Here is a 22,328-nt window from a genome sequence, read left to right on the forward strand (position 1 = left end):
TAATAATGATTGTATCTATCATTATGGGATCACTTGAACTCAGAGCGTTTCTCTTTAATGTCTTATAAAAAAATAAGCTACAACTGTAACTTATTTAAAACTATCTTATTTTTAATTCAGAATCCATTCGGCAAAACGAATAAAATATATTTTATCCGTTTTAATCACGTCTCAAAGTTCAATGAGTAAACTTTATATTAGATTTACCAACTTTTGTTCAACTAATCTGATCCTTTAGCTTAAGAGGATCATGCTTTCCTCAGAATTCAGTCCTTTGTCCGGAAATCTGTTCGTTTGTGAGAGCTTTATCATAAGGGTCATTTTCGATAAACACAATGTAGTCCAATGAATTGTCCCCTCCGTCATCCAATGGGGGCTTACGATGAGTACTGCCATGAGTTGGTTTGGGCCATGAACGTTTTTCATCTCCAAGGTCTCCGCCGGGGTGAATCCGCCCCCTCCAGTTCCTTTATCTCCTCGGGCTATCTCAATAAATTTTACATCTGTAAAAAAACTCGACAGGCTCAGCAGGCCTGTCGAGTTTTTGTCATGCATATTGTTTGTTTTCGTCCTTCTTGAAGAAGCTCTTCATGGAATGGAATACATCGGCCTTCTGCTTGAGGATATAGTAGCGGAATTTCTCATCTTTGATGTTTTTGTACGCGGACATTAGGGTCGAGTGGCGGTTGTACTGATTGACTTCACCGTAGCCAAACATATTGGATACCTTCATCAACTGTTCGACTAGCTTTACGCAGCGCGCATTGTCTGAGGTCAAGTTATCTCCGTCGGAGAAGTGGAAAGGATAAATATTGTATTTCTGCGGGTCGTATTTTGTATCAATGAGTTCAAGCGATTTGCGGTATGCTGACGAACAGATCGTTCCGCCGCTTTCTCCCTTGGAGAAAAAGTCCTCCTCTGACACGACTTTGGCCTCTGTGTGATGAGCAATGAATTCGATTTCGACTGTTTCATATTTCGAGCGTAAAAATCTCGTCATCCAGAAGAAAAAGCTTCTGGCCATGTACTTTTCCCATAATCCCATTGAACCACTTGTATCCATCATCGCAAGCACAACTGCTTTTGAGTCCGGCTTGATCACTTCATTCCATGTCTTAAATTTAAGGTCTTCCTGGTAAATCGGATGGAAGGCTGGCTTTCCAGTCATGGCGTTGCGCTTGTAAGCCGTCATCATGGTTCTCTTCTTATCAATATTGCCCATTAAGCCAGTCTTTCGGATATCATTAAACTCAATATGCTCCACCGTGTGTTCCTGGTTTTGCTTGCGCTGCAGATTTGGCAGCTCCAATTGTTTAAACAACGCTTCTTCAAGCTCCATTATTGATACTTCTGCTTCATAGTAGTCTTCCCCAGCCTGGTCGCCTGCCCCCTGCCCTTTGCCAGGTGCCGGCTGCCCGCCTGAACCATCCCGAGCTACGACATCTCCCACTTTGCTATCCCCGTTCCCCTGGCCGACATGTTTATTTTTATCATAGTTGTAGCGTATCTTATATTCATCCAGAGAACGGATCGGAATCTTGACTACCTCCCTGCCGTTCGACATCACGATGTTTTCTTCAGTGATAAGATCAGGTAGATTATTCTTGATGGCTTCCTGAACTTTTTCCTGATGGCGCTGCTGGTCGTCGTGGCCTTTACGGTGGAGGGACCAATCTTCCTGGGAAATTACAAACTGCCCGTTGTTTTCTTCGGTCATTATAAACCCCTCCTGTTCATTTTACTTTTCGGTTTCAACGCATAACGCCTTGTGCCGCGTTAAGGCTGACCAAGGCATTTTTTGCGCTAACCATGCACACAATTGTGATTGGTGTCATACAATATCCGGAGTGCAAAAAAGCATGGGATATTGTGATTACTCTATCTTATGCAGAGGACGAAAATAATTTACAAATAATTTAGACAATTATTCTGTTAATATTAGACAGGACAAGCCTGTTTTGCAAAAATTCCACTCTGCATGGTCAAATGCTCTTTCTACATTGACAAAAAACTAAAGAGCTGCCCCGAAGGAACAGCTCCTATATCTATTTAACGCTTATTTCTTCCTTAATAATTGCACCTTGATGCAACATGACCAACTATTTAAAACATTATTTTCAACATAATAATTTCTCTTTAAAAAGAGATACGAAAATTGCCTTAAAATTAAAAGCCTGTGCACTGGCCAGGGAGATGCACGGCAGTGATCAAGTGAAACACAGCCGGACAAACACCCGCTGTACTACCCATTCCTACAGCTTCTTTTTATCCTCGGCTGGATTTACTGCTGTAACGACTTTCTTTTCCTTTTCTTCCTCAGAATCATCATCATTCATTAAACTTCTTGCCGATCTTTTAAATTCGGATAGGGTTTTCCCAAAAGCCGAACCAATTTCAGGAAGTTTCTTTGGTCCAAATACGATCAAGGCGATAACCAGAATAAGGATGAGGCCGGGTATGCCTATATTGGAAAGTCCCACAAACTATTCCCCCTTTCAATTCATCACACAAGCGCGCCGCCGTCTTTGCTGTACTTCAAAATTCCCTCTGCTGCCCGGTAGGCCAAAGCTCCCACGGTACCGGTCGGATTATAGCCTCCATTATGGGCAAATGCTGATGCACCAACAACGAATACGTTTTCGGCATCCCACATTTGAAGATAATTATTTACTGCTGATGTTTCTTTTTCAGCCCCCATGATGACACCTCCCGTATTATGGGTCGTCTGATATGGCACGATGTCATAATGCTCAAGCGGACTTCGGTCGTTAATAAAACTTGCACCCATTTCCTTCATGATTTGGTCCGTAATTTTGCCAATATAATTGTACAGATTCTTATCCTGATCTGAAAAATCATACGTCAGCCTAAGCAGCGGCTGTCCGTATGCGTCCTTATACGCCGGATCAAGATCCATATAGTTTGTGCGGGTTGGCATCGAAGCACCCTGTGTCCCGATGTTCATGGAGCGGGTAAAATACTTAATTGACTGTTTCTTGAATTCCTTTCCCCACCTTGGAGTATCCTGCGGCACCGGATTATGCTGGATGGCTCTTGCCCCCGACTGGTTAATTGAAATGGAGCCTCCATGGATAAAGTCCACGTCTGAATGGTCGAAGTTATCGCCATTATAGTCATCCACTGTCGCCCCAAGAGCCCCGGCACCCATAAAGGTATTGAATTGCTCATCATCAAAGAATCCTGTTGTTCCAGGAAGGATCTGATAACAGTAATTCTTTCCGATTACACCTTTGCCTGTGTCAGGGTTATATGGGCGTCCAAGTTTAGACGAGAGCAGCAAACGAGTATTATTCATAACATAGCTTGTCAGTACGACGATTTCAGCCGGCTGAATGAATTCTTCTTTTGTTTGCACGTCCACATATTTCACACCGGTAGCTTTACTGCCATCGTGTATAACCTCCGTCACATTCGAATGCGCACGAAGTTCAAAATTGCCTGTATTCTTGGCAAAAGGGATGACAGCGACAGTCGGATCAGCTTTCGCCCCGTATTCACAGCCAAAGCGCTCGCAGAACGCACAGTATTGGCAGGCGGCCATCTTCGCTCCATACTGGTTCTCATATGCCTCGCTCATGTTTGCTGATGGCATGTGATAGGGCTTCATCCCCAGCGTTTTTGCTGCATCTTTAAACCTTTTGGTCAGCGGCGTTTCCTTCATCGGCGGATTTGGATAAGGGTTTGACCGCTTTCCTCCAAACGGGTTTTCCTCGCCTCCAATACCCGCTGCTTTTTCATACTTGTCAAAATACGGTTCCAGTTCATCATAGGTAATGCCCCAGTCCTGAAGCTGAAGCCCCTTGATCTTTTCTTCCCCGTATTTCTCTACGGTTTTAGAGCGGATTTCAAAATCATAAGGCAGGAAACGGAAGGTATGTCCATTCCAGTGGACACCCGATCCGCCGAGTCCTTCTCCCAGCAGGAAGGAACCGAGCTGCCTCATCGGCAAAGCTCTTTCCTTCATATTATTACGGAAGGTCAGGGTTTCCTTTGAAAGGTCCTGCATTAGCTCGTACCTTATTCCATAGCGCAGTTCATCATGAATCATGGAGTAATCCTTAAGACCTCTTTCTCTGCCCCGCTCAAGGCCTACCACCTTCAGTCCTTCCTTGCCAAGCTCTGCTGCAATAATGCTGCCTGCCCAGCCGACGCCTACCACTACTACATCTGTTTTTGGTAATGTCTTTGCCATAATTGCCCCCCATAAAAATTAGTACGAATGTAAGCCCTTTGGTTTTATTTCCACAAATTTGTCCGACTCGATCTGGTTTATGTAACTCATTTGATGTCCCGGGAAGCTCTTCATCTTCCAGCCTTCCATGTTCAGATTCCCGCCATATGCCGGGTCCGCATAAACTCCTTCCAATGTCGCCGCCCGAAGCTGATTGAAGAAGGTCTTTGAAGTTGCCCCGCGCATCTTCACTTTGTCTGCTTCAAAGTCTTTAAGAACCTCATCCTGCTGCTCCCCTTCTAGCTCGGTAAATTTATTTTTGAATTTTTCCTGGCTGTAGGAATCGAGGCGGTCTATGCCGACATCAAATAACTCATTACGTTTAAGCGGCGATTGGTAGCCCTGGAAATTCGAACCCGGAAAGAAAGGGCCTTGCATGTACTCTCTCGCGTTATGTCCCCAGGAACCCGCGAGCTGATGATCAATAAAAAAAGGAACACCTAAATCAATTGCTCCTGGACCGGTTTCATCCTTTGGGTAAATTCGCTCCACAGCGTGCTGCAGGATCTCAAATTTCTCAGGATTGGTAAAATACAGCTGTGCCTGATTGGCAGTGCCATGGTCACTGTCGACCGAGCCAGTCGAAGCTGTTTCCGTTTCGGGATTAAATCTGGATCCAATCAGTCCTCCAAGCAAACCTCCCCCAACAAGTCCTCCTGCGACGTAGCTGGAGTTCCGAAGAAACCTGCGTCTAGACATTTTAGAATCAGTCGTTTTAGCCGCCATAATTACCTCCTCTTTTAGATTGTTAAAATGTTAAACAGGAAAATATTTCTCTATCAAGCTTCCACCTTTTTTATCAACTAAACATGTAAAACTGTGATTGAGTCTTTAGTCCTATCTCCCTCCCTCCGGTAATGGCTTAGAGGTTTAAGGTTTTTTTATTTGTGGAATGGTTAAGAAGAAATAAAAAGAGGAGATGGAGATTATGTTGAAAAAGGCTTTAATGATTTCCGGTATTGTGCTAGGATTAACAGCCTGCTCGGGAGGCGGCGGCAGCGAGGAAACCTCTGGCGGCTCAGGAGAAGTGGATACAGCAAATGCAGAAGAGGTATTTCAGCAGAATTGTGCCTCCTGCCATGGAGGAAACCTTGAAGGCGGAGCCGGGCCTGCATTGAACAAAGTGGGCAGCGATATGAGCAAGGATGAAATACTGAACAAAATTAAAGAAGGCGGCGGCGGAATGCCTGCTAATATCATTGAAGGCAAGAATGCCGAAAGTGTTGCTGCATGGCTTGCTGAAAAGAAATAATCTAAGGGCAGAAATATAACAGCAGATTCATTCCAGGAGAATGTTTCTGCTTTTTTAATCTATGAGGATAATATATTGCATGGTTGCGTCCAGGCTCCGAGGGGTACTTATTAGCACTCTCTTATGTTACCTAAAAAGATTTTTATATTGATCCCCGCGACCCAGATGATTTCACAGGTGACTCGCCCGGTTTTCGGCTTCATTAACGCTATGAAGACGGTTTTGCAGGTGGCACCTGTCCACTTTTCTTCCTCATCGAAGTCATGATGATCATTTTGGGGCTAGTGTCTTTAAGGTTCGTCTTCATCCAGGTCATAATGACGGATTTGATGCTAAAGTCCCCTTTAGCCTTCAACCTTTCACCCCGCCTTGAAGACACTTTACTCCTCCACTTGCTTAATTTTCGTCTCATACTCCAAGTCTCAAAAATTAAAATATCCTCCAAATCCCACGTTAAAAGGCATGAATCCTCTAAGAATCCATGCCTGCTGCAATTATTTCTTTCTCCGTGTATTCCTGGCCTATTCCTTACTTTCCTGATATTGCTGCGGATCAGGGACTTTATTATATTCCTGTTTTAATACCTCGCCGGTCCGTCTGTTTTCCATTTGCTTGCCGAGGTTTTTGATTTCTTCTTCATCTACAGCCATCGAGCTGTTTTCGGCAACATAGTTTTTTGGTAATTCATGGTTATTCATCATAATCACCTCTTACTGTTCATTACCCGGACAAGGCCATTGGTAAACAAAAATGAACCTGCCGTCATGGCAGGTTCACTTTTTAAAGTTATTATCTGTTCAGGAGGCTTCCCACATATCGGAGCAGTTCGTTGGCTGAAGTCGAGTTATAACCGTGCTCATCAATGAGCCTCTTAACCACTTCGTTTACCTTTTTCAGCTGCTGCTCATCAGGAGTTTTTGTGGACGTGGTAATTTTAACAACATCCTTTAAGTCAGCAAACAGCTTCTTCTGGATTGCTTCGCGCAGTCGGTCGTGGGAGTTATAGTCGAACCTCTTGCCTTTTCTTGCATAGGCGGAAATGCGGATCAGGATTTCTTCGCGGAAAGCCTTCTTGGCATTTTCAGAGATGCCGATCTGCTCTTCAATGGAGCGCATCAGCTTTTCATCCGGATTGATTTCTTCTCCTGTCAGCGGATCGCGAAGCCTTGCTTTGTTGCAATAAGCCTCTACATTATCAAGATAATTATCCATCAAGGTCTTAGCAGACTCCTCATAGGAGTATACAAACGCTTTTTGGACTTCTTTCTTGGCAATGTCATCATATTCTTTCCTGGCAACCGAAATGAAGTTTAAGTACCTTTCCCGAAGCTCTGCAGATATGGACGGATGCTGATCAAGGCCTTCCTTCAGTGAACGCAGCACATCGAGTGCATTAATGGACTGCATATTTTTCCTGATAATCGTTGACGAGATCCGGTTGATGACATAGCGCGGATCAATCCCGCTCATGCCTTCATCCTGGTATTCCTTTTTCAGCTCTTCCACATCAGCAAGGTTATAGCCTTCTACACTCTCACCATCATAAAGCCGCATCTTTTTCACAAGATCAATATCGCCTTTTTTCGGTTCCTTGAGGCGCGTCAGAACTGTAAACATTGAAGCCACTCTTAACGTATGCGGGGCGATATGGACATTTCCGACGTCACTTTCCCTGATCATTTTTTCATAGATTTTCTCCTCTTCCGTCACCTTGAGGTTATACGGAATCGGCATGACAATAATCCTGGAGTGGAGGGCCTCGTTCTTTTTATTTGAAATGAAGGAACGGTACTCCGTTTCATTGGTATGAGCAACAATTAGCTCGTCGGCAGATATCAGGGCGAACCTTCCTGCCTTGAAATTCCCTTCCTGTGTCAATGACAAAAGGTGCCAGAGGAATTTCTCATCGCATTTGAGCATTTCCTGGAATTCCATCATCCCGCGGTTTGCTTTATTTAATTCACCGTCGAAACGATAGGCGCGCGGATCTGATTCTGATCCATATTCGGCGATGGTCGAGAAATCAATGCTTCCTGTCAAATCGGCAATGTCCTGTGACTTAGGATCGGATGGACTAAAGGTGCCAATCCCTGTCCTGCGGTCTTCCGAAAAGAAAATCCTTTCAATCTGGACATCTTCAATCCTTCCGCCATATTCCTGTTCCAGCCTCATCATATTTAAAGGGGAAAGATTTCCTTCAATGCGAATCCCATATTCATCATAAAAATCCTTGCGGAGGTGATGCGGAATCAAATGAAGCGGATCTTCATGCATCGGGCAGCCCTTGATTGCATAAATGGCCCCCCTGTCTGTGCGTGAATAGGCTTCCAGCCCTCTTTTCAGCATCGTAACAAGTGTTGATTTCCCTCCACTTACAGGTCCCATAAGCAACAGTATCCTTTTTCTTACGTCAAGCCTTTTGGCGGCTGGATGGAAATATTCTTCAACCAGACGTTCAAGCGCTTCTTCAAGACCAAATAATTGGGCATTGAAGAAAGAATACTTTTTCTTGCCTTTTACCTCTTCAATTCCAGCGTCTTTAATCATATTGAAAACCCTTGAATGTGCCGATTGAGCTACCCATGGCTGTTCTCTGACAATCTCCAGATATTCCCTGAACGTCCCTTCCCATCTAAGCTTCTCATCTTCCTGGCGATGCATCTCAATCTTTTTTAAAATATCCATAAGGACCTCCCTGTCTAGCAATTATCAAGAGACGATTAATATACTCTATGCAGGGATGAAATTGAACATGCCAACAACCTTAAAGTCGTTATGACTTCTTTTTGCGTACCATAAAAAATGAAGCCTTTTCTTCACAGCTTGGCACCTTTAGGATATAATAAGCTTAGCTCAAAAAAACGGCACAAAAGGGGGCTTTCATCATGAGTCTAATTTTGATTATTGGTGTATCTCTTGCATTCCTTTCCGCTATTTTTACTGCAGGCTATAATGATAAGCCAGGGATGTCCAAGAAGTAATTGGCCGAAACAGGCTAAAAAAGGAACAGCTGCTGAAGACCCGCAGCTGTTCCTTTTTTTAACGCAAGTTCATTTTCTTCTTGCTTACATAATCGTTCATATACATCCGTGATTTTTTCTCCAGCATCTGGCCCATCTGCCCTGTCCAGGTATCAGCCCGCGTGCCGCCCGTTCTTTCCTTGTAGTACGCCGAAATGAGTTCGTTATACGAATTCAGCTGTTCCTTTAAGACTTCCGGATCCTGTTCATATTCATTCTCCATATAAACATGGTTCATTGGGAGCCTTGGCTTTTTGTCGTTCAGTTTAGCCGGATGGCCAATTGCCATTCCAAAAAGGGGTATAACATAATCAGGCGTTTTTAGAATTTCCTCCACCGCCTCAAGGTTATTCCGGATTCCGCCTATATAACAGATCCCCAGCCCCATGGACTCTGCGGCAATAGCTGCATTCTGGGCAGCAAGCGCTGCGTCAATGAGGCTCACCATGAATTTTTCCGTACTTTCGATGGATGGGAAAACATTGCTGCCTTCCATTTCTCCAATGAGCGAATGCCGGTAAAGATCCGCACAAAAAACAAGGAAATGCCCATTATTGGCCACATATGGCTGATTCCCCACTACTTCGGCCAGCTTTTCTTTCTTGCTGCGATCACTTACCCCTATTATGGAATAAGCCTGGATAAAGCTTGAGGTAGAAGCTGCCTGGGCACTTTTTACAATGGTTTCAATCTGTTCCTTTGATAATGGCTTGTCCTCGAAATCTCTCACAGATCGGTGATTTAATATCGTTTCAATGAGATCGTTCATTTTACCCGCTTCCCTTCTATGTAAAAGTCCGTCTTTTTTTAAAGAGGACCTGAAACTTTTCAGGTCCTCTTGATCATGACCCGCCATGCGTGATCCTGGAAATTACCTCAAGTTGGGATAATTTTGCTGGCGGAGTGCCTCGTAGATGAGAATCGCCGCTGTATTAGAAAGATTCAGGGACCGGATATTTTCATTCATCGGAATGCGCAGGCAACGGTCCATGTTTTCTGCAATCAGATCCTTCGGAAGCCCCGTAGTTTCCCTTCCAAATATAAAATAATAATCCTTGTCTACATTGCTGTAATCAAAAGTTGTATGCGGCTTTTCCCCAAATTTTGTCAGATAGAAAAATTCCCCATCACTGTTATTGGTAAAAAAATCGTCCAGTGAATCATGGTAAACAACGTTAACAAATTCCCAATAATCCAAACCTGCCCGCTTTAGCATTTTATCATCAGTTGAAAAGCCAAGCGGACGAATTAAATGCAGAGTAGTTCCGGTTCCGGCACAGGTTCTGGCAATATTTCCGGTATTGGACGGTATCTGTGGTTGGTATAGTACAATATGCAATGACACTTTTCTTTCACCTCATTATCAAACTCTAGTTTTTATTATACCACTCTGCGCTTTTACAAGCCGGTTTATTGATCATCGACGACCGTAAGGAACCGATACTTAATATTAGGAGTATAGGCGGTTGAATCTTCATAGGCCCAGTACCGCCTTCTGCTGTTTGCTGTATGGGCATTTACAAGGGGCATGCCGTTCGCATCCTTGGCTGTAACAATCGTCGTATGATCAAACCGGCCGTCTCCCTGAAAATCATAACAAATCACGTCACCCGGGAGAAGCTGGCCCGCTTCACTGACTTCCTTAGCCCGCACCCCTGTTTTTGCCCTTGGCAAATATAAGCGGAGCGAGTTGGCTACCGACCAGCTGTAGCTCCAGTTATTGCTCCTCATCCACCAGCCTTTTGTCCTTCCGGGATAGCCAATCATTGGAGCGCCCCCCGTATTCAGGCACTGGGAAATATAATTGGTGCAGTCCACCTCAAAGCTTTTATAGGCGGGATTATGATCGTTCCACCATCTCTCGGCGTACTGCACTGCTTTTAACCGGTTGTATTGAAAACCAACCCTCTCCTCCGGACCATCCGATTCTCGAGGTGCTTCTTCCTCTGTTTGCCCAATTTCCTTTGAATTCAAATGTTGAAAGCTAATATCTTCATCATCCACCAGGATGCCTTTATAAAATTCAGCCTTCCTGCGCTCCACAGTCTCCTCTAAAAAGAATTCACTTTTTTGCTTTACTAAGTATTGGAAGTGAGCCGTATAAAACACTTCTGTTGCTTCTTCCACTTCCCGTTGTCCGGTTATTTGCCCCTGTGCTGTTGTTTTAACAATTTCCGCGTTTCTCCGTGCACAGCATTCCTTCTTCCTCTCAATCACCGGACATTCATAAAGCAGCTGGCTTCTCGCCTGTGAAACACACTGTTGAACCCGCTGTTCAAGTAAATTTTGCAATTGTTCACGCAAAAGCCATCTCCCCTTTCCCCACATATGTATGAAAAGGATAAGGGTTTAAAACTTAAAAAGTGCAGATTAATATTTTGGAGAGGAGATACCGGGAGTGAAGGATGTTTCCATATAATGGAGTTTGTAGAATAAATATCTCTTTTTGTAGAGAAAATTAGGTAAGACGCAGAGTAAATGCAGATTCCAGTAGTGAAAGTCTTTAAAACGTAGTTTAAACAAGCCAATTCGTAGTGTATATGACCATAAGATACAAAACTCAGGTATTTCAACAGCTTTGCCATAAAAAACCCACAGCAACTAAACGTCTGTGGGGTTTCTCAAATTATTAATGGAAAAAGCTCAGGCCTTTGGCAACTTCCGCTAAGACTTCTTCATCTTTCTCGCTTTCAGCAGCTTGTTCCAGTGCCTCTTTTGCTTTTGCTCCCCCGATTTTCCCGAGGGACCAGGCGGCCGTGCCGCGCAGTACAGGTCTTGGATCTTCCTTCATTACCTGTATCAGCTCAGGAACCGCTGTTTCATCTTTGTAGTGGGCTAAGGCGATAATTGCATTTCGCTGGATGGGCTTCTTCCCTCTCCAGGAACCCGAGACAGGCCCGAATTTTTCTTTAAACTCGCGGTTGCTGATCTTAAGGATGGGTTTTAATAACGGTTTGGCTGTTTCAGGGTCAGGTTCCATTTCGTCATGAAAATGATAATCTCTTCCTTTATTAACCGGGCAGGCCGTCTGGCAGGAATCACAGCCATAGATCCTGTTTCCGATTTTATCCCGAAACTCATCAGGCAGAAATCCCTTTGTCTGGGTAAGGAAAGCAATGCACTTCTGCGAATTCAGCTGGCCTCCCTGGACAAGGGCGCCTGTAGGACAGGCCTCGATGCATTTATTGCAGGTGCCGCATTGATCCTCCATGGGCGAGTCCGGCACAAATGGAATATTCGTGATCATTTCCCCCAGGTAAACATAGGAGCCAAACTCAGGCGTAATGATGGAACAGTTTTTTCCGCTCCAGCCAATCCCGGCACGCTCTGCCACGGCCCTGTCCACAAGCTCTCCCGTATCGACCATGGATTTGAATTTTGCCTCCGGAACCCTTGAAGCAATATAGTCTTCAAGCTTCTTCAGCCTTTCCCGTAAAACGTGATGATAATCCTTGCCCCAGGAAGCACGGCAAAAGATTCCCCGTCTCTCCCCTTTTTTGCTGACAACCCTGATTTTCATTTTAGAAGGGTAAGCGACAGCAATCGCAATGATGGACTGCGGCTGATCAAAAAGTAAATCCGGCCGTACACGTTTTTCTATATCAGGCTCTTCAAAGCCCGACTGGTAGCCCAATTCCTGCTGGCGCAGCAGCCGGTTCTTTAATTCCATAAAGGGCGAGGGCGATGCGAATCCGATTTTATCAATTCCAATCGTTTTACTGTATTCAATAATGTCCTGCTGCAGCTGATGAATATTCACCTCTATTCCTCCTTTCCGCCAAATTTAATCTATATAAAAAGGTAGATCATTTTTAAGCACATAGGTAATATGATAAACTATTTTAAAGGAATTTTGGAGGTGGAAACATTGGAAATTCAAGTTTCCAGTGAGTTATGCAGGCTGGTTCCGGGATTTAATGCCGGAGTGATCCACTATCGGAATATTGAAGTGGGAGCTTCGCCGCAAATGCTTAAAGGCAGGCTTCAATTATTTCAGGAATCGATTTTTTTCGATTTAGAGGATAAAAAAGTCACGGATCTTGATGGGATAAAGGAATGGAGAGAAATTTTTAAGAAGGCCGGAAAAGACCCCAATCGCTATCGTCCTTCGGCGGAGGCCCTTTACCGTAGAGTCCAGAAACAAAATTATCTGCAAACCGTACATAGTGCCATTGATGTTAATAATTTCTTCTCTCTCGAATATCAGGTGCCGATCGGCATTTATGATTCAGACAAGCTTGACGGGGACATCGAGCTGAGATTAGGGGCGGAAGACGAGCAATATACAGGCTTGAACGGCCGGCCAAACTCCTTGCACAACTTGATCGTTTCGGCTGATGAGCACGGTGCCTTTGGAAGCCCTTTTGTGGACTCTGAGCGGACCGCCGTTTCAACTGAAACGAAAAATGCCCTGCAAATCATTTACCTCCGGCCGTCCCTGGGTGTGGAAAAGAATAGCCAGCTAACGGAATCCCTAATGAATATGTTTCTTCAGATTCATGGGGGAGAAGGAAGCTTCTTAATGACTGGATGCGAATAGCATCCTTTTTTTAGTCCTCCTGTCCGAGTTCTAATGGGTTCTTAGTCCCCTTTATCGACCGAGAGAAAAAACTCTCCCATTACCCTTATATATTCCTCCGGCTCCTCAACATAAGGCATATGGGCACTCTCCTCAAACACATGAAATCTTGAATAAGGGGATAGAGAGTGATAATACTCGGTCGATTCAGGTGTGGCTTCATCAAAGCGCCCGCATGTATAAAGCGTGGGACAATGAATTTCCTTTAATCGGGAGGTACAGTCAAATTCCTTCAGATTCCCGAGAACCGTAAATTCCGATGGACCCCACATGATCTTGTAAACCTCGGGATTCCGGTACTGCCTGCCCGCTTTCAGAAATTCCGGATATGGATTCAATCTGCAAACAAACTGCTTATTAAACTCTTCAACAGCCTCCTTGAATTCAGGAGAATCCGTCTCTCCGCTTGCCTCACACCGTTCAATCACTTCCTGCACTTCTTTCGGCAGCTTTTTCAAGTTTCGCTTTTGATCCTGTTCCCATAGCGGCGCACTCAAACACGGACTTGAAAAAACAATGCTTTTTACCCCATTAAGATCATTCAGGGCATAGGCTGCTGCCAGCGTAGTTCCCCAGGAATGTCCAAGAATGTGGAGTTCCCCCAGGCTAAGAGCTTCCCGTACTTGTCCTAGTTCCTCAACAAACCGTTCCAGCTTCCAGAGAGAGGCATCGGCTGGCCAATCTGATTTCCCGCAGCCAAGCTGATCATACAGGATGACAGGGCGGTCAGCCGACAGAGCTTTTAGCCCCTGCAGGGAATAAGAGGATGAGCCTGGCCCTCCATGTAAAACAATGAGGGGAATGCCGCCAGCATCCTCATTAAACATTTGATACCACACCCGTCCCCCCGTTACTTCAATGAATCCTTCCTTCGACATTTTTTCATGCTCCTTTTTACCGTTTTTCATCATTATACAACTCTTATAAATACTATAAATAGCTTTTAGAGTTATGAAGCTCATAAAGTCACATCGAAACACCTTGGGATTGAAGGTAATTAGGGCATTTTCACATCCACCTGGACCGCTTTCAGGCTGATTCGTTATTTATGCATCGATTCTTTTCATTTATCGATCGATTCTTTTGGTTTATTGATCGATTTCTCCGGTTTATCGATCGATTATTTAAGTTTATTGAAAAACCCGTGTCTGAACGGTGACCAAGAACTCCGGCCAACGTATATGGAGGCAGGGACCTGTTTACGGCAGGATTAAATGAATGTCTCTATAAAAAAAGGACTGCTTAACTTGCAAGCAGTCTATCCCTTTTGCATTGCCCTCTGTTTAAGGCTACCATTCTGCTATTGTTCCATCTTTATGCCGCCACACTGGATTCTTCCATTTATGGCCCACTTCCGCCTGCTTTCGAACGTAATCTTCATTTACTGCAATGCCAAGTCCTGGTCCATCAGGTATCTTGACAAACCCGTCCTGGTAATCAAAGACCGTTGGATCTTGTATGTAATCAAGCAAATCATTGCCCCTGTTGTAATGGATTCCCAAGCTTTGCTCCTGGATAAAAACATTATGGGAAACGGCGTCCACCTGAAGGCAGGCAGCAAGAGCAATTGGTCCGAGCGGGCAATGCGGCGCAACCGCAACGTCATAGGCTTCAGCCATGGCAAAGATCTTTCTGCACTCTGTTATGCCGCCAGCATGTGAAAGGTCGGGCTGTATAATGTCGACATACCCATCAGATAATAATTGCTTAAAGTCCCAGCGGGAAAACATTCTTTCCCCAGTCGCAATCGGTATAGTGGTACCATGGGCAATTTCTCTCAGCGCTTCATTGTTTTCAGGCAATACTGGTTCCTCAATAAACATTGGCCGGAACTGCTCCAGCTCTTTTGCCAGAATCTTCGCCATTGGTTTATGGACCCGCCCATGAAAATCGATGCCGATATCCAAATCGTTCCCTGCAACCTCGCGAATCGCTGAAACCCTTTCAAGCACGTCATCAATTTTTTTATGGGAATCGATGTACTGGAGCTCCTCTGTTCCATTCATCTTAATGGCTGTAAATCCGGCATCAAGCTTTTCCTTCGCAGCGATTCCTACATCGACCGGCCTATCTCCCCCTATCCAGGAATAGACGCGGACAGTATCGCGGCAAGCACCACCCAAAAGCTCATACACCGGGGCATTAAAGTATTTACCTTTAATATCCCATAAGGCCTGGTCTATTCCGGCAATGGCGCTCATTAAGATCGGACCGCCCCGGTAGAAGCCTGAACGATAGAGCATCTGCCAATGATCTTCAATCCTCATGGGGTCCTTCCCAATTAAATAATCCCCAAGCTCTTCAACCGCGGCCTTTACCGTATGTGCCTTGCCCTCTACGATCGGTTCTCCCCAGCCTACAATGCCTTCGTCCGTTTCTATTTTTAAAAATAGCCATCTTGGCGGTACGACAAAGCATTCCAAATTTACAATTTTCATAGATTGCCACCCTTTTCTTAACCTTTAGTAAGTGAAACAAGATTTCCAATTGCTCTGGATCCAATCACGGTGGAGAGATCTGCCTGTTCATCGGCAGCCTCAATCACATGGCTGAATCCCAAATATGAAAAAACCTGGGCGAATGCCTTCCTTAGTGGATTCCCGCCGCCAATGACAACCCATTCCTGCTCTTTTAGTCTCCGTATCATATGCTCCGCCATATCGGAAGCGATGACTGCACCCACCAAATAGTTCGACCGCTGGTTCTCGTTCATGATGTCATAAAGGTGCAGAAGGCGCACTTGGAATAATGCCCTGGTCAGCCCGTACTTTTTACTGGATTGATAACCTGCAAGCAGATGCTCGGGTTCGATGCTGGCAACTAAATTTTTACTGAGTGAGTCTGAAAGGATGGTGCCCCTGCTGATTGAATGGATCGCTTCCCCGCCTAATGTCGTGTAACAGGATTCAATTTCACCATTATTTACAAACACAAATTTTGTATGAGAGCCAGGCAAAAGGATGGACCCTTTCCCTGTAAGACCAAGCTGCTTCAGCAGACCAAAGGTTTCAACTTCCTCTCCCCTCATTACATCAAGCTGGCTGATCCCATCAGCCTGGATTCCTTTGAAAGCCCCCGCTCTGTTCTTCATGCCCGGGATAAAAATACAGGGAATATCTAAAAACCATTCAAACCTCTGAACCTCAGAGGATCTTGCAAAGTCTTCAATTTTCGAAGGTGCTTCAATATGATCGACCTTGTAAAGGCCCAAATCGGATGTGATCATCCCCGCAGCCACGATATACTGGATCTGTTCTTTTTCCAGAGCATTCCTAAAAATCAGCTCCTGTAATCCTTCCGAAAGTCTGGTTTTGAGTGAATCTGAATTGCCTGTGATCGCTGTATTCCTTACACCTACCGGCTTTTTTATGACATCCAAAACTTTGGTGTCTTTTTCACGAACTAGCCGTATACGAGAATTTGTTGTGCCAGAATCAATTGTAATCATATACATTCTCATCACCACTCGTATGTCATTTATCTTTCATTGGCATTTTTTGGTACAGCCTCCACTAATCTTTTCGCCCGCCGGCTGATTTCAGAAAAGTTTTTTTGGCTGATTAGGAGATCGTTTACCAGTGATGACCCAATGCCGACCGCAAAGCTTCCGTTATTTAGATATTCCGCAACATTATCCGTGTCCACGCCACCAACGGGAATCATGTTGACGTGAGGCAGCGGCCCTTTTATGTCTTTTATATATTGGCTGCCAAAGGAACGGATAGGAAATATTTTTACCGCCTGAGCACCTGATTCATAAGCCTTTACGATTTCTGTCGGAGTGAGGACCCCGGGAAATAAGGGAACATTATATCTGTTGGCAAGAGCGATGGACTCCTCATGGAGAGTCGGAGCCAGCAGAAAAGCTGCGCCAGAAAGGATGGCTAGCCTGGCTGTTTCCTGATCGAGCACTGTTCCTGCACCCACCAGCATGTCCGGATATTTCTGCTGTATCTTTTCTATGCCTTTTAGTGCATTAGGGGTATTCATCGTAATCTCGACTAACTGGATTCCCCCATCATACAATGCCCCCACAACCTCTACCAGGTCACTTATCGATTCTGAACGAATAATGGAAATGATTTTTTCCTCACGGATCTTTTGAAGAATCGTTTGCATAAGTAGCTTTCCCTCCTTTCAAGGGGTATTGGAATCCTATTGCGCGAAGGAAGGCACAATAGGATTCTTTTATTCTATATATATAGCTTTTCGGCGATTCCCTCTAACTGAAACTTGCTTAGCTCAGCTGGAGAAGATTGATTTTTGGAATAAGGCTTTAACACAATTTCAAATTCGAAGGCTTCCGGTTTTAAACGATATTTTTCGAGAACATCCGGTCCGCAGCTTGAGGAGCCAAGACCGTGCTGCTTATGATCCAGGTTAAAGGTGATAAACTCCTGCTTTATCAGATCATAAGTATGTTTGGCGGTTTCCAGATTATCAATCGTGTAATAATGGGCGCTGAAGTCAATTGCCGGCTGAGCAGCTGTTAATAGTCCAAACCCATTTTTTTCTGTCAGGGATACCCATTTGACCTGATGGCGGTTTCCATTCTCCTGAGGATAAACGTATGGTGTATAGAGATCTTCAACTTTGCTGGACCATACTCCCATTCGATTTGCCGTCCGGCTGTCTACATAAGCTTCACCAGGTCCAAGTCCATACCATGAAACATCATCAAATCTTTTTGGAAGCTTCATGGTCAGGCCGATTCTTGGCAGCGTTTCTGGCAAGTCTCCCTGCGGATCTCCTTTTATCTTTAAGACCACATGTCCACTTCCATAAACACGGTAGGAATAAGTAGTCAAGATTCCCCATGAGAGGCGTGGAGGCGCAATCCTTACGGTGACCTGGATATCCGCCCATTTTTTATCGGGCGAAATCACATAGGAAACATCATCAACCCGATGCTGCATCCAGTGGAGCCCATGGTTTTTCCACGCATCCTTCGAGCTGATGGACTTCCATTTGCCGCTGGCTAAACTGTCATTATCGGTAGGAGCCCTCCAGAAGTTCATTTTTGGGCCTTCTTCCAGTACTTTCATTCCTTCAAATGTCCACGAATCAATGGTTCCATTGATTTTATTAAAGACCAGGCTGAAGCCACTTCCTGCTACGGTAATTAAATGCCCCTCTTCATTGACATCGAGCGGGTATTGATTATGCTTCGTTTTTACTGGCCTCCCAGCAGCAACAGGCAGTTTTAATTGAGCCCAGGCAATTTCATATCCCGCTTTTGCCCACAAGGCATCAACTGCAGTCAGGAAACTTATATTTAACCAATAATCAGTATGGGCTTTGCAAGTTGCCGGAAGTTCGAAGGGGATCGTAATTTCCATTGAACTTCCAGCCGCAATCCCTTGAACAGGCAATACTCCCTGATCGACCATCTGGTCATCATACATAACACTCCACGAAAGCTGGAGATGGTCTAATGAGATAAAATCATAGCGATTGGTCAGCTCGATTATTCCTTTTTCTAAATCAACAGCCTTAACAATGACTGGCTCAATGACCTTTTTATATTCGGTCAAGGCTGGCGACGGTGTCCGGTCGGGCATGACGAGGCCATCAATGACGAAATTGGAATCATGAGGAGCATCCCCAAAATCTCCGCCATAGGCAAAGTATTCCTCGCCATTCTTATCCTTCTGCCTTATGCCATGATCAATCCATTCCCAAACAAAACCGCCCTGCAGCCTGCGATGCTTGTAGAACGTTTCCCAATACTCCTTAAATCCACCTGCCCCATTTCCCATTGCATGGGCATATTCACATAGGATATGCGGTTTCGTTAAGTCCTCGCGTTTCCCCAATTCATCCATGATCTCAACAGCGGTATACATAGTGGTATGTACATCCGATGCTTTAGGGTCCCTTGTGGGATCGTTATTATCCTCTGTCATGATAAATCTGCATTCGCCTTCATAATGCAGCGGGCGTGTCGGATCCTTTTCCCTGGCCCATTCCGCTATCGCATCATGATTCCTTCCATAACCCGATTCATTTCCCAATGACCACATAATAATGGAGGCATGGTTTTTATCACGCTCAACCATCCGCTTCATTCTGTCAACATAAGCTTCCTCCCAGACAGGATCATCACTGATTTGATTTATATTATTAATAACTTGGAACCCATGGCACTCCAGGTCGGCCTCGTCAATCACATATAGACCGTAAACATCACATAAATCATAGAAACGAGGATCATTCGGATAATGGGAGGTTCGAACGGCATTGATATTGTGCTGCTTCATTAATCGGATATCCTCAATCATGGAATCTAAAGGGACCGCTCTTCCCAGATCAGGATGATGATCGTGACGATTGACCCCTTTAAGCATGATCGGTACACCGTTTACTTGAAGAACACCATCTTTAATTTCAACAGAACGGAACCCGACTCTTGCCGGGATCACCTCGATCACGTTGCCACCTTCGTCTTTTAATGACAGAAGAAGATGGTACAGATAAGGGTTCTCGGCGGTCCACTTTTCCGGATTTTCAACCGGAATCTCCAATGAGACCTTCTCCTCGTCCACCCCTGCTATCCCAATATTCCTGAGCTCTTTTGTGACGACTTCGTTATAGCGATGGTTCAATAGCCTGACTTCGACCTGATGATTTGAGATGCCTGCGAAATGCTTATTTAAAACACTCGTATCGATCTTTAGCTTGGCGTTCCTGTAATCCTCATCCAAATGGGTTTTCACGAAAAAATCCCTAATATGTACCCTGGGCCGTGCAAGTAAATACACATCTCTAAAAATTCCACTTAGCCACCACATATCTTGATCTTCAATATAGCTGGCTTCAGACCATTGGTAGACCTGAACGGCGATCACATTTTTTCCTTCATGTATCAATGAAGTAATATCAAATTCACTTGGCAGCCTGCTGCCTTGGCTGTATCCGGCCTCCTGACCGTTCACCCACACATGGAAGGCACTGTCCACACCCTCAAACCTTAAAACAATATTTTGGTCTATCCATTCATTGGGAATGAAAAATTCACGTCTGTACGAGCCTGTTGGGTTTTCAGCCGGAACGTTCGGCGGATCAATCGGAAAAGGAAATTGAACATTGGTATAATGCGGTTTCCCATATCCATGCATCTGCCAGTTCGAAGGGACATGAAGACGGTCCCACTGGCTGGTATCAAATGATTCATCATAAAACTGTTTTGGGGCAAGGAATGGACTCTCAGCATAATGGAATTTCCATTCTCCATTAAGAAGCATAAAGCCATCTGCCTCGCCTCTCTCATAGCTCAAGGCTGAATGCTCATTACGGTATGGAAAAAAATAGGCCCTTTCTTCCTGACGGTTCTTCTGGAGAAGCGATAGATTCTCCCAGTCCTTTTTCATCTTTGTCATCGGAATCCTCCATTAATTTAATTTTTTAACCATGAAGCAAGCATGCTGAATAAAAATACTGGCCCACTAACCTTTAACGGAGCCGCCAAATACTCCAGAAACAAAGTGTTTTTGAAAGAATAAAAACAAAATCAGCATAGGAATTAACCCGATAGCTGCCGAAACCATCACTTGGCCATACTGAACCACCTGGCCTGGCTGAACCATCATGGACAGCATCAAAGGCAACGTATACATTTCTTTTGAGGAAACAACAACCAAGGGCCAGATAAAATTGCCCCATTGCTGCATAAAGGTTACAATTCCAAGCGCAGCACAGGCAGGCTTCATGACTGGCAGGACAATCCGAAAGAAAATTCCGAAATCTCTGCAGCCATCAATCTTTGCTGCTTCGATTAAGTCATCGGGAAATGCCAGCATTTGCTGCCTCATTAAAAACACTCCAAAAGGGGTAACCAAATAAGGAATGATTAAAGCAAAGTAAGTATCCATCCAGTTAAAATTCATCATAATGATGAACATGGGAACGAGCATCACCTGAGTCGGAACCATCATGATCAGCAAAACGCTAAAGAACAAGGAATCCCGTCCCTTAAAGCGATATTTTGCAAATGCATAACCCGCCAATGCAGAGAAAAAAATAGTTGTTACAGTTGTAATCCCTGATACAGCCAGGCTATTAATCAATGCCCGCCAGAGGGGCCAGCTCCCAGCCAGGTTCATAAGATTGTCCATAAAATTCCCGCCTGGCACCAACGTAGGAGGAACCTTAAAAATTTGAGAATCCTTCAAGGTAGAAGCCGTAAACATCCAATAAAAAGGAAAGACCGAAATCGTTACACCAATAAGGGCAATGATATAAAGGAGCAGCTTGTTAAACTCACGTTTTGCCTGCATATCAGATTTCTCCTCCTTTAGAAAGCCGGATCTGGAAATAAGAAAGGATCGCGATGATTGTTGTCACCACATAGGCTCCCGCAGAAGCCAAGCCAAAATCAAAGGAACCAAACGCTTTGCTGTATAGATAATGGATGACGGTCATCGTTTCATCCCTCGGTCCGCCGCCAGTCAATACAAAAGGTTCAGCGAACAGCTGTAAAGTGCCAATTGTCGACAAGATCGTACAAAAAAGAAGGACTGGCTTTAACATTGGAACAGTTATTTTAAAGAAGCTTGTGATTCTGTTGGCCCCGTCGATGCTGGCTGATTCATATAAATCTTTAGGGACAGACTGGAGACCTGATAAAATAATGATGGAGTTATATCCTGTCCATCTCCAGGTTACGGCTATAATGATCAAAACCTTTGCCCATGTGCCATCCGAGAACCACTTGATGCCATCCAGACCAACAGCCTTCAACCCCTGGTTAATCATCCCGTAGGTTTCATTGAAGAGCAGGGAAAATACCAGCGCATATGTAACAAGATCAATCAGTGCAGGAAGAAAAAAACCAAGCCGGATTAATCCTTTGAACTTCAGGCTTTCAGAATTAATGACGGTTGCAATCACAGTGGCTAGAATTAGCATGACCGGGACCTGGACAATTAAGATGATCCCGGTTGTGCCGAGTGATTTCCAGAACATTGGATCTGTCAGCAGCATCCTGTAATTCTCCAGACCCACAAACGTGGTAACTCCTGCCCGCCAGTTGCCAAAGCTTAAGACAAAGGAATAGATAAGCGGATAAAGCATGAATACGATAAAAAGCAAAAAGTAAGGTGCTATGAAGATATAAGGACTTAGATTAAGGAGACTAAATTTCTTTTTCCCCTTAACCGGAGTATTGGGGTAGGCTAGATTCGTTTGCTTTTCCTGTTCCACCGAGGACACTTTCTCCACCTCCAT

At 44.6% G+C, this 22,328-nt stretch carries 20 protein-coding genes; 2 read left to right on the top strand and 18 right to left on the bottom strand.

The features are described 5' to 3' along the window. Nucleotides 1-547: 547 nt before the first annotated feature. The 4 genes from yhbH to EV146_RS02285 all read right to left on the bottom strand — a co-directional run bounded on the left by yhbH (nt 548) and on the right by EV146_RS02285 (nt 4,978). Nucleotides 548-1,717, bottom strand: a complete 1,170-nt coding sequence (gene yhbH, locus EV146_RS02270; RefSeq protein WP_132001364.1) for a sporulation protein YhbH — start codon at nt 1,715-1,717, stop codon at nt 548-550. A gap of 535 nt (nt 1,718-2,252) precedes the next feature. Next, complete coding sequence (gene tatA / locus EV146_RS02275; protein ID WP_121609813.1) at nt 2,253-2,480, bottom strand: twin-arginine translocase TatA/TatE family subunit; 228 nt, start codon at nt 2,478-2,480, stop codon at nt 2,253-2,255. Nucleotides 2,481-2,503: 23 nt separating this feature from the next. After that, nucleotides 2,504-4,213, bottom strand: a complete 1,710-nt coding sequence (locus EV146_RS02280; protein ID WP_132001367.1) for a GMC family oxidoreductase — start codon at nt 4,211-4,213, stop codon at nt 2,504-2,506. A gap of 18 nt (nt 4,214-4,231) precedes the next feature. After that, complete coding sequence (locus EV146_RS02285; RefSeq protein WP_132001370.1) at nt 4,232-4,978, bottom strand: gluconate 2-dehydrogenase subunit 3 family protein; 747 nt, start codon at nt 4,976-4,978, stop codon at nt 4,232-4,234. Between the two features lie 199 nt (nt 4,979-5,177). Here EV146_RS02285 and cccB point away from each other — a divergent pair, with 199 nt between their 5' ends. After that, a complete protein-coding gene (gene cccB / locus EV146_RS02290; RefSeq protein ID WP_371862535.1) occupies nt 5,178-5,504 on the top strand; it encodes a cytochrome c551 in 327 nt (108 codons plus the stop codon). Between the two features lie 208 nt (nt 5,505-5,712). Here cccB and EV146_RS26730 read toward each other — a convergent pair whose 3' ends face one another. The 7 genes from EV146_RS26730 to queG all read right to left on the bottom strand — a co-directional run bounded on the left by EV146_RS26730 (nt 5,713) and on the right by queG (nt 12,284). Continuing rightward, nucleotides 5,713-5,883: a hypothetical protein gene (locus tag EV146_RS26730; RefSeq protein ID WP_158286969.1), complete on the bottom strand. Its 171-nt coding sequence runs from the start codon at nt 5,881-5,883 to the stop codon at nt 5,713-5,715. Nucleotides 5,884-6,025: 142 nt separating this feature from the next. Beyond that, the gene (locus EV146_RS02295; protein ID WP_132001373.1) at nt 6,026-6,205 is read right to left on the bottom strand and encodes a hypothetical protein; all 180 of its coding nucleotides are present in this window, start codon (nt 6,203-6,205) and stop codon (nt 6,026-6,028) included. Between the two features lie 88 nt (nt 6,206-6,293). Then, nucleotides 6,294-8,189, bottom strand: coding sequence for a PrkA family serine protein kinase (locus tag EV146_RS02300; RefSeq protein ID WP_121609818.1), 1,896 nt, complete (start codon nt 8,187-8,189; stop codon nt 6,294-6,296). 354 nt (nt 8,190-8,543) lie between these two features. After that, nucleotides 8,544-9,293 carry an oxygen-insensitive NADPH nitroreductase gene (nfsA, locus tag EV146_RS02305; RefSeq protein WP_132001376.1) on the bottom strand — a complete coding sequence of 250 codons (750 nt, stop codon included), beginning with the start codon at nt 9,291-9,293 and terminating at the stop codon, nt 8,544-8,546. Nucleotides 9,294-9,395: 102 nt separating this feature from the next. Next, nucleotides 9,396-9,869, bottom strand: a complete 474-nt coding sequence (gene trmL / locus EV146_RS02310; protein WP_132001379.1) for a tRNA (uridine(34)/cytosine(34)/5-carboxymethylaminomethyluridine(34)-2'-O)-methyltransferase TrmL — start codon at nt 9,867-9,869, stop codon at nt 9,396-9,398. Between the two features lie 65 nt (nt 9,870-9,934). Next, the gene (locus EV146_RS02315) at nt 9,935-10,828 is read right to left on the bottom strand and encodes an amidase domain-containing protein (protein ID WP_132001382.1); all 894 of its coding nucleotides are present in this window, start codon (nt 10,826-10,828) and stop codon (nt 9,935-9,937) included. A gap of 325 nt (nt 10,829-11,153) precedes the next feature. Then, complete coding sequence (queG, locus tag EV146_RS02320) at nt 11,154-12,284, bottom strand: tRNA epoxyqueuosine(34) reductase QueG (protein WP_132001385.1); 1,131 nt, start codon at nt 12,282-12,284, stop codon at nt 11,154-11,156. Nucleotides 12,285-12,392: 108 nt separating this feature from the next. Between queG and EV146_RS02325 the strand changes: the two genes are divergently transcribed. Then, the gene (locus EV146_RS02325) at nt 12,393-13,064 is read left to right on the top strand and encodes a B3/B4 domain-containing protein (RefSeq protein WP_132001388.1); all 672 of its coding nucleotides are present in this window, start codon (nt 12,393-12,395) and stop codon (nt 13,062-13,064) included. Between the two features lie 41 nt (nt 13,065-13,105). Here EV146_RS02325 and EV146_RS02330 read toward each other — a convergent pair whose 3' ends face one another. The 7 genes from EV146_RS02330 to EV146_RS02360 form a co-directional block, all read right to left on the bottom strand. After that, nucleotides 13,106-14,014, bottom strand: a complete 909-nt coding sequence (locus tag EV146_RS02330; RefSeq protein ID WP_373566069.1) for a proline iminopeptidase-family hydrolase — start codon at nt 14,012-14,014, stop codon at nt 13,106-13,108. Nucleotides 14,015-14,392: 378 nt separating this feature from the next. Next, complete coding sequence (gene dgoD / locus EV146_RS02335; RefSeq protein WP_132001391.1) at nt 14,393-15,541, bottom strand: galactonate dehydratase; 1,149 nt, start codon at nt 15,539-15,541, stop codon at nt 14,393-14,395. Between the two features lie 17 nt (nt 15,542-15,558). Next, on the bottom strand, nt 15,559-16,557 hold the full coding sequence (locus EV146_RS02340) for a 2-dehydro-3-deoxygalactonokinase (RefSeq protein WP_158286970.1): 999 nt from the start codon (nt 16,555-16,557) through the stop codon (nt 15,559-15,561). A 23-nt stretch (nt 16,558-16,580) separates the two neighbouring features. Continuing rightward, nucleotides 16,581-17,222 carry a bifunctional 4-hydroxy-2-oxoglutarate aldolase/2-dehydro-3-deoxy-phosphogluconate aldolase gene (locus EV146_RS02345; protein ID WP_132001397.1) on the bottom strand — a complete coding sequence of 214 codons (642 nt, stop codon included), beginning with the start codon at nt 17,220-17,222 and terminating at the stop codon, nt 16,581-16,583. A gap of 74 nt (nt 17,223-17,296) precedes the next feature. Continuing rightward, complete coding sequence (gene ebgA / locus EV146_RS02350) at nt 17,297-20,482, bottom strand: beta-galactosidase subunit alpha (protein WP_132001400.1); 3,186 nt, start codon at nt 20,480-20,482, stop codon at nt 17,297-17,299. Nucleotides 20,483-20,548: 66 nt separating this feature from the next. Next, the gene (locus EV146_RS02355; protein WP_132001403.1) at nt 20,549-21,379 is read right to left on the bottom strand and encodes a carbohydrate ABC transporter permease; all 831 of its coding nucleotides are present in this window, start codon (nt 21,377-21,379) and stop codon (nt 20,549-20,551) included. Between the two features lies 1 nt (nt 21,380). After that, on the bottom strand, nt 21,381-22,328 hold the full coding sequence (locus EV146_RS02360; RefSeq protein ID WP_132001406.1) for a carbohydrate ABC transporter permease: 948 nt from the start codon (nt 22,326-22,328) through the stop codon (nt 21,381-21,383).

The organism is Mesobacillus foraminis (assembly GCF_004340465.1).
Classification (GTDB): Bacteria; Bacillota; Bacilli; order Bacillales; family Cytobacillaceae; genus Mesobacillus_B; species Mesobacillus_B foraminis.

Bases quoted from the DNA above. Each gene is read 5' to 3' on its own strand.
- yhbH (WP_132001364.1), bottom strand. From the start codon at position 1,717: ATGACCGAAGAAAACAACGGGCAGTTTGTAATTTCCCAGGAAGATTGG.
- EV146_RS02280 (WP_132001367.1), bottom strand. From the start codon at position 4,213: ATGGCAAAGACATTACCAAAAACAGATGTAGTAGTGGTAGGCGTCGGC.
- EV146_RS02285 (WP_132001370.1), bottom strand. From the start codon at position 4,978: ATGGCGGCTAAAACGACTGATTCTAAAATGTCTAGACGCAGGTTTCTT.
- EV146_RS02295 (WP_132001373.1), bottom strand. From the start codon at position 6,205: ATGATGAATAACCATGAATTACCAAAAAACTATGTTGCCGAAAACAGC.
- EV146_RS02300 (WP_121609818.1), bottom strand. From the start codon at position 8,189: ATGGATATTTTAAAAAAGATTGAGATGCATCGCCAGGAAGATGAGAAG.
- nfsA (WP_132001376.1), bottom strand. From the start codon at position 9,293: ATGAACGATCTCATTGAAACGATATTAAATCACCGATCTGTGAGAGAT.
- EV146_RS02330 (WP_373566069.1), bottom strand. From the start codon at position 14,014: ATGATGAAAAACGGTAAAAAGGAGCATGAAAAAATGTCGAAGGAAGGA.
- dgoD (WP_132001391.1), bottom strand. From the start codon at position 15,541: ATGAAAATTGTAAATTTGGAATGCTTTGTCGTACCGCCAAGATGGCTA.
- EV146_RS02340 (WP_158286970.1), bottom strand. From the start codon at position 16,557: ATGTATATGATTACAATTGATTCTGGCACAACAAATTCTCGTATACGG.
- EV146_RS02345 (WP_132001397.1), bottom strand. From the start codon at position 17,222: ATGCAAACGATTCTTCAAAAGATCCGTGAGGAAAAAATCATTTCCATT.
- ebgA (WP_132001400.1), bottom strand. From the start codon at position 20,482: ATGACAAAGATGAAAAAGGACTGGGAGAATCTATCGCTTCTCCAGAAG.
- EV146_RS02355 (WP_132001403.1), bottom strand. From the start codon at position 21,379: ATGCAGGCAAAACGTGAGTTTAACAAGCTGCTCCTTTATATCATTGCC.
- EV146_RS02360 (WP_132001406.1), bottom strand. From the start codon at position 22,328: ATGGAGGTGGAGAAAGTGTCCTCGGTGGAACAGGAAAAGCAAACGAAT.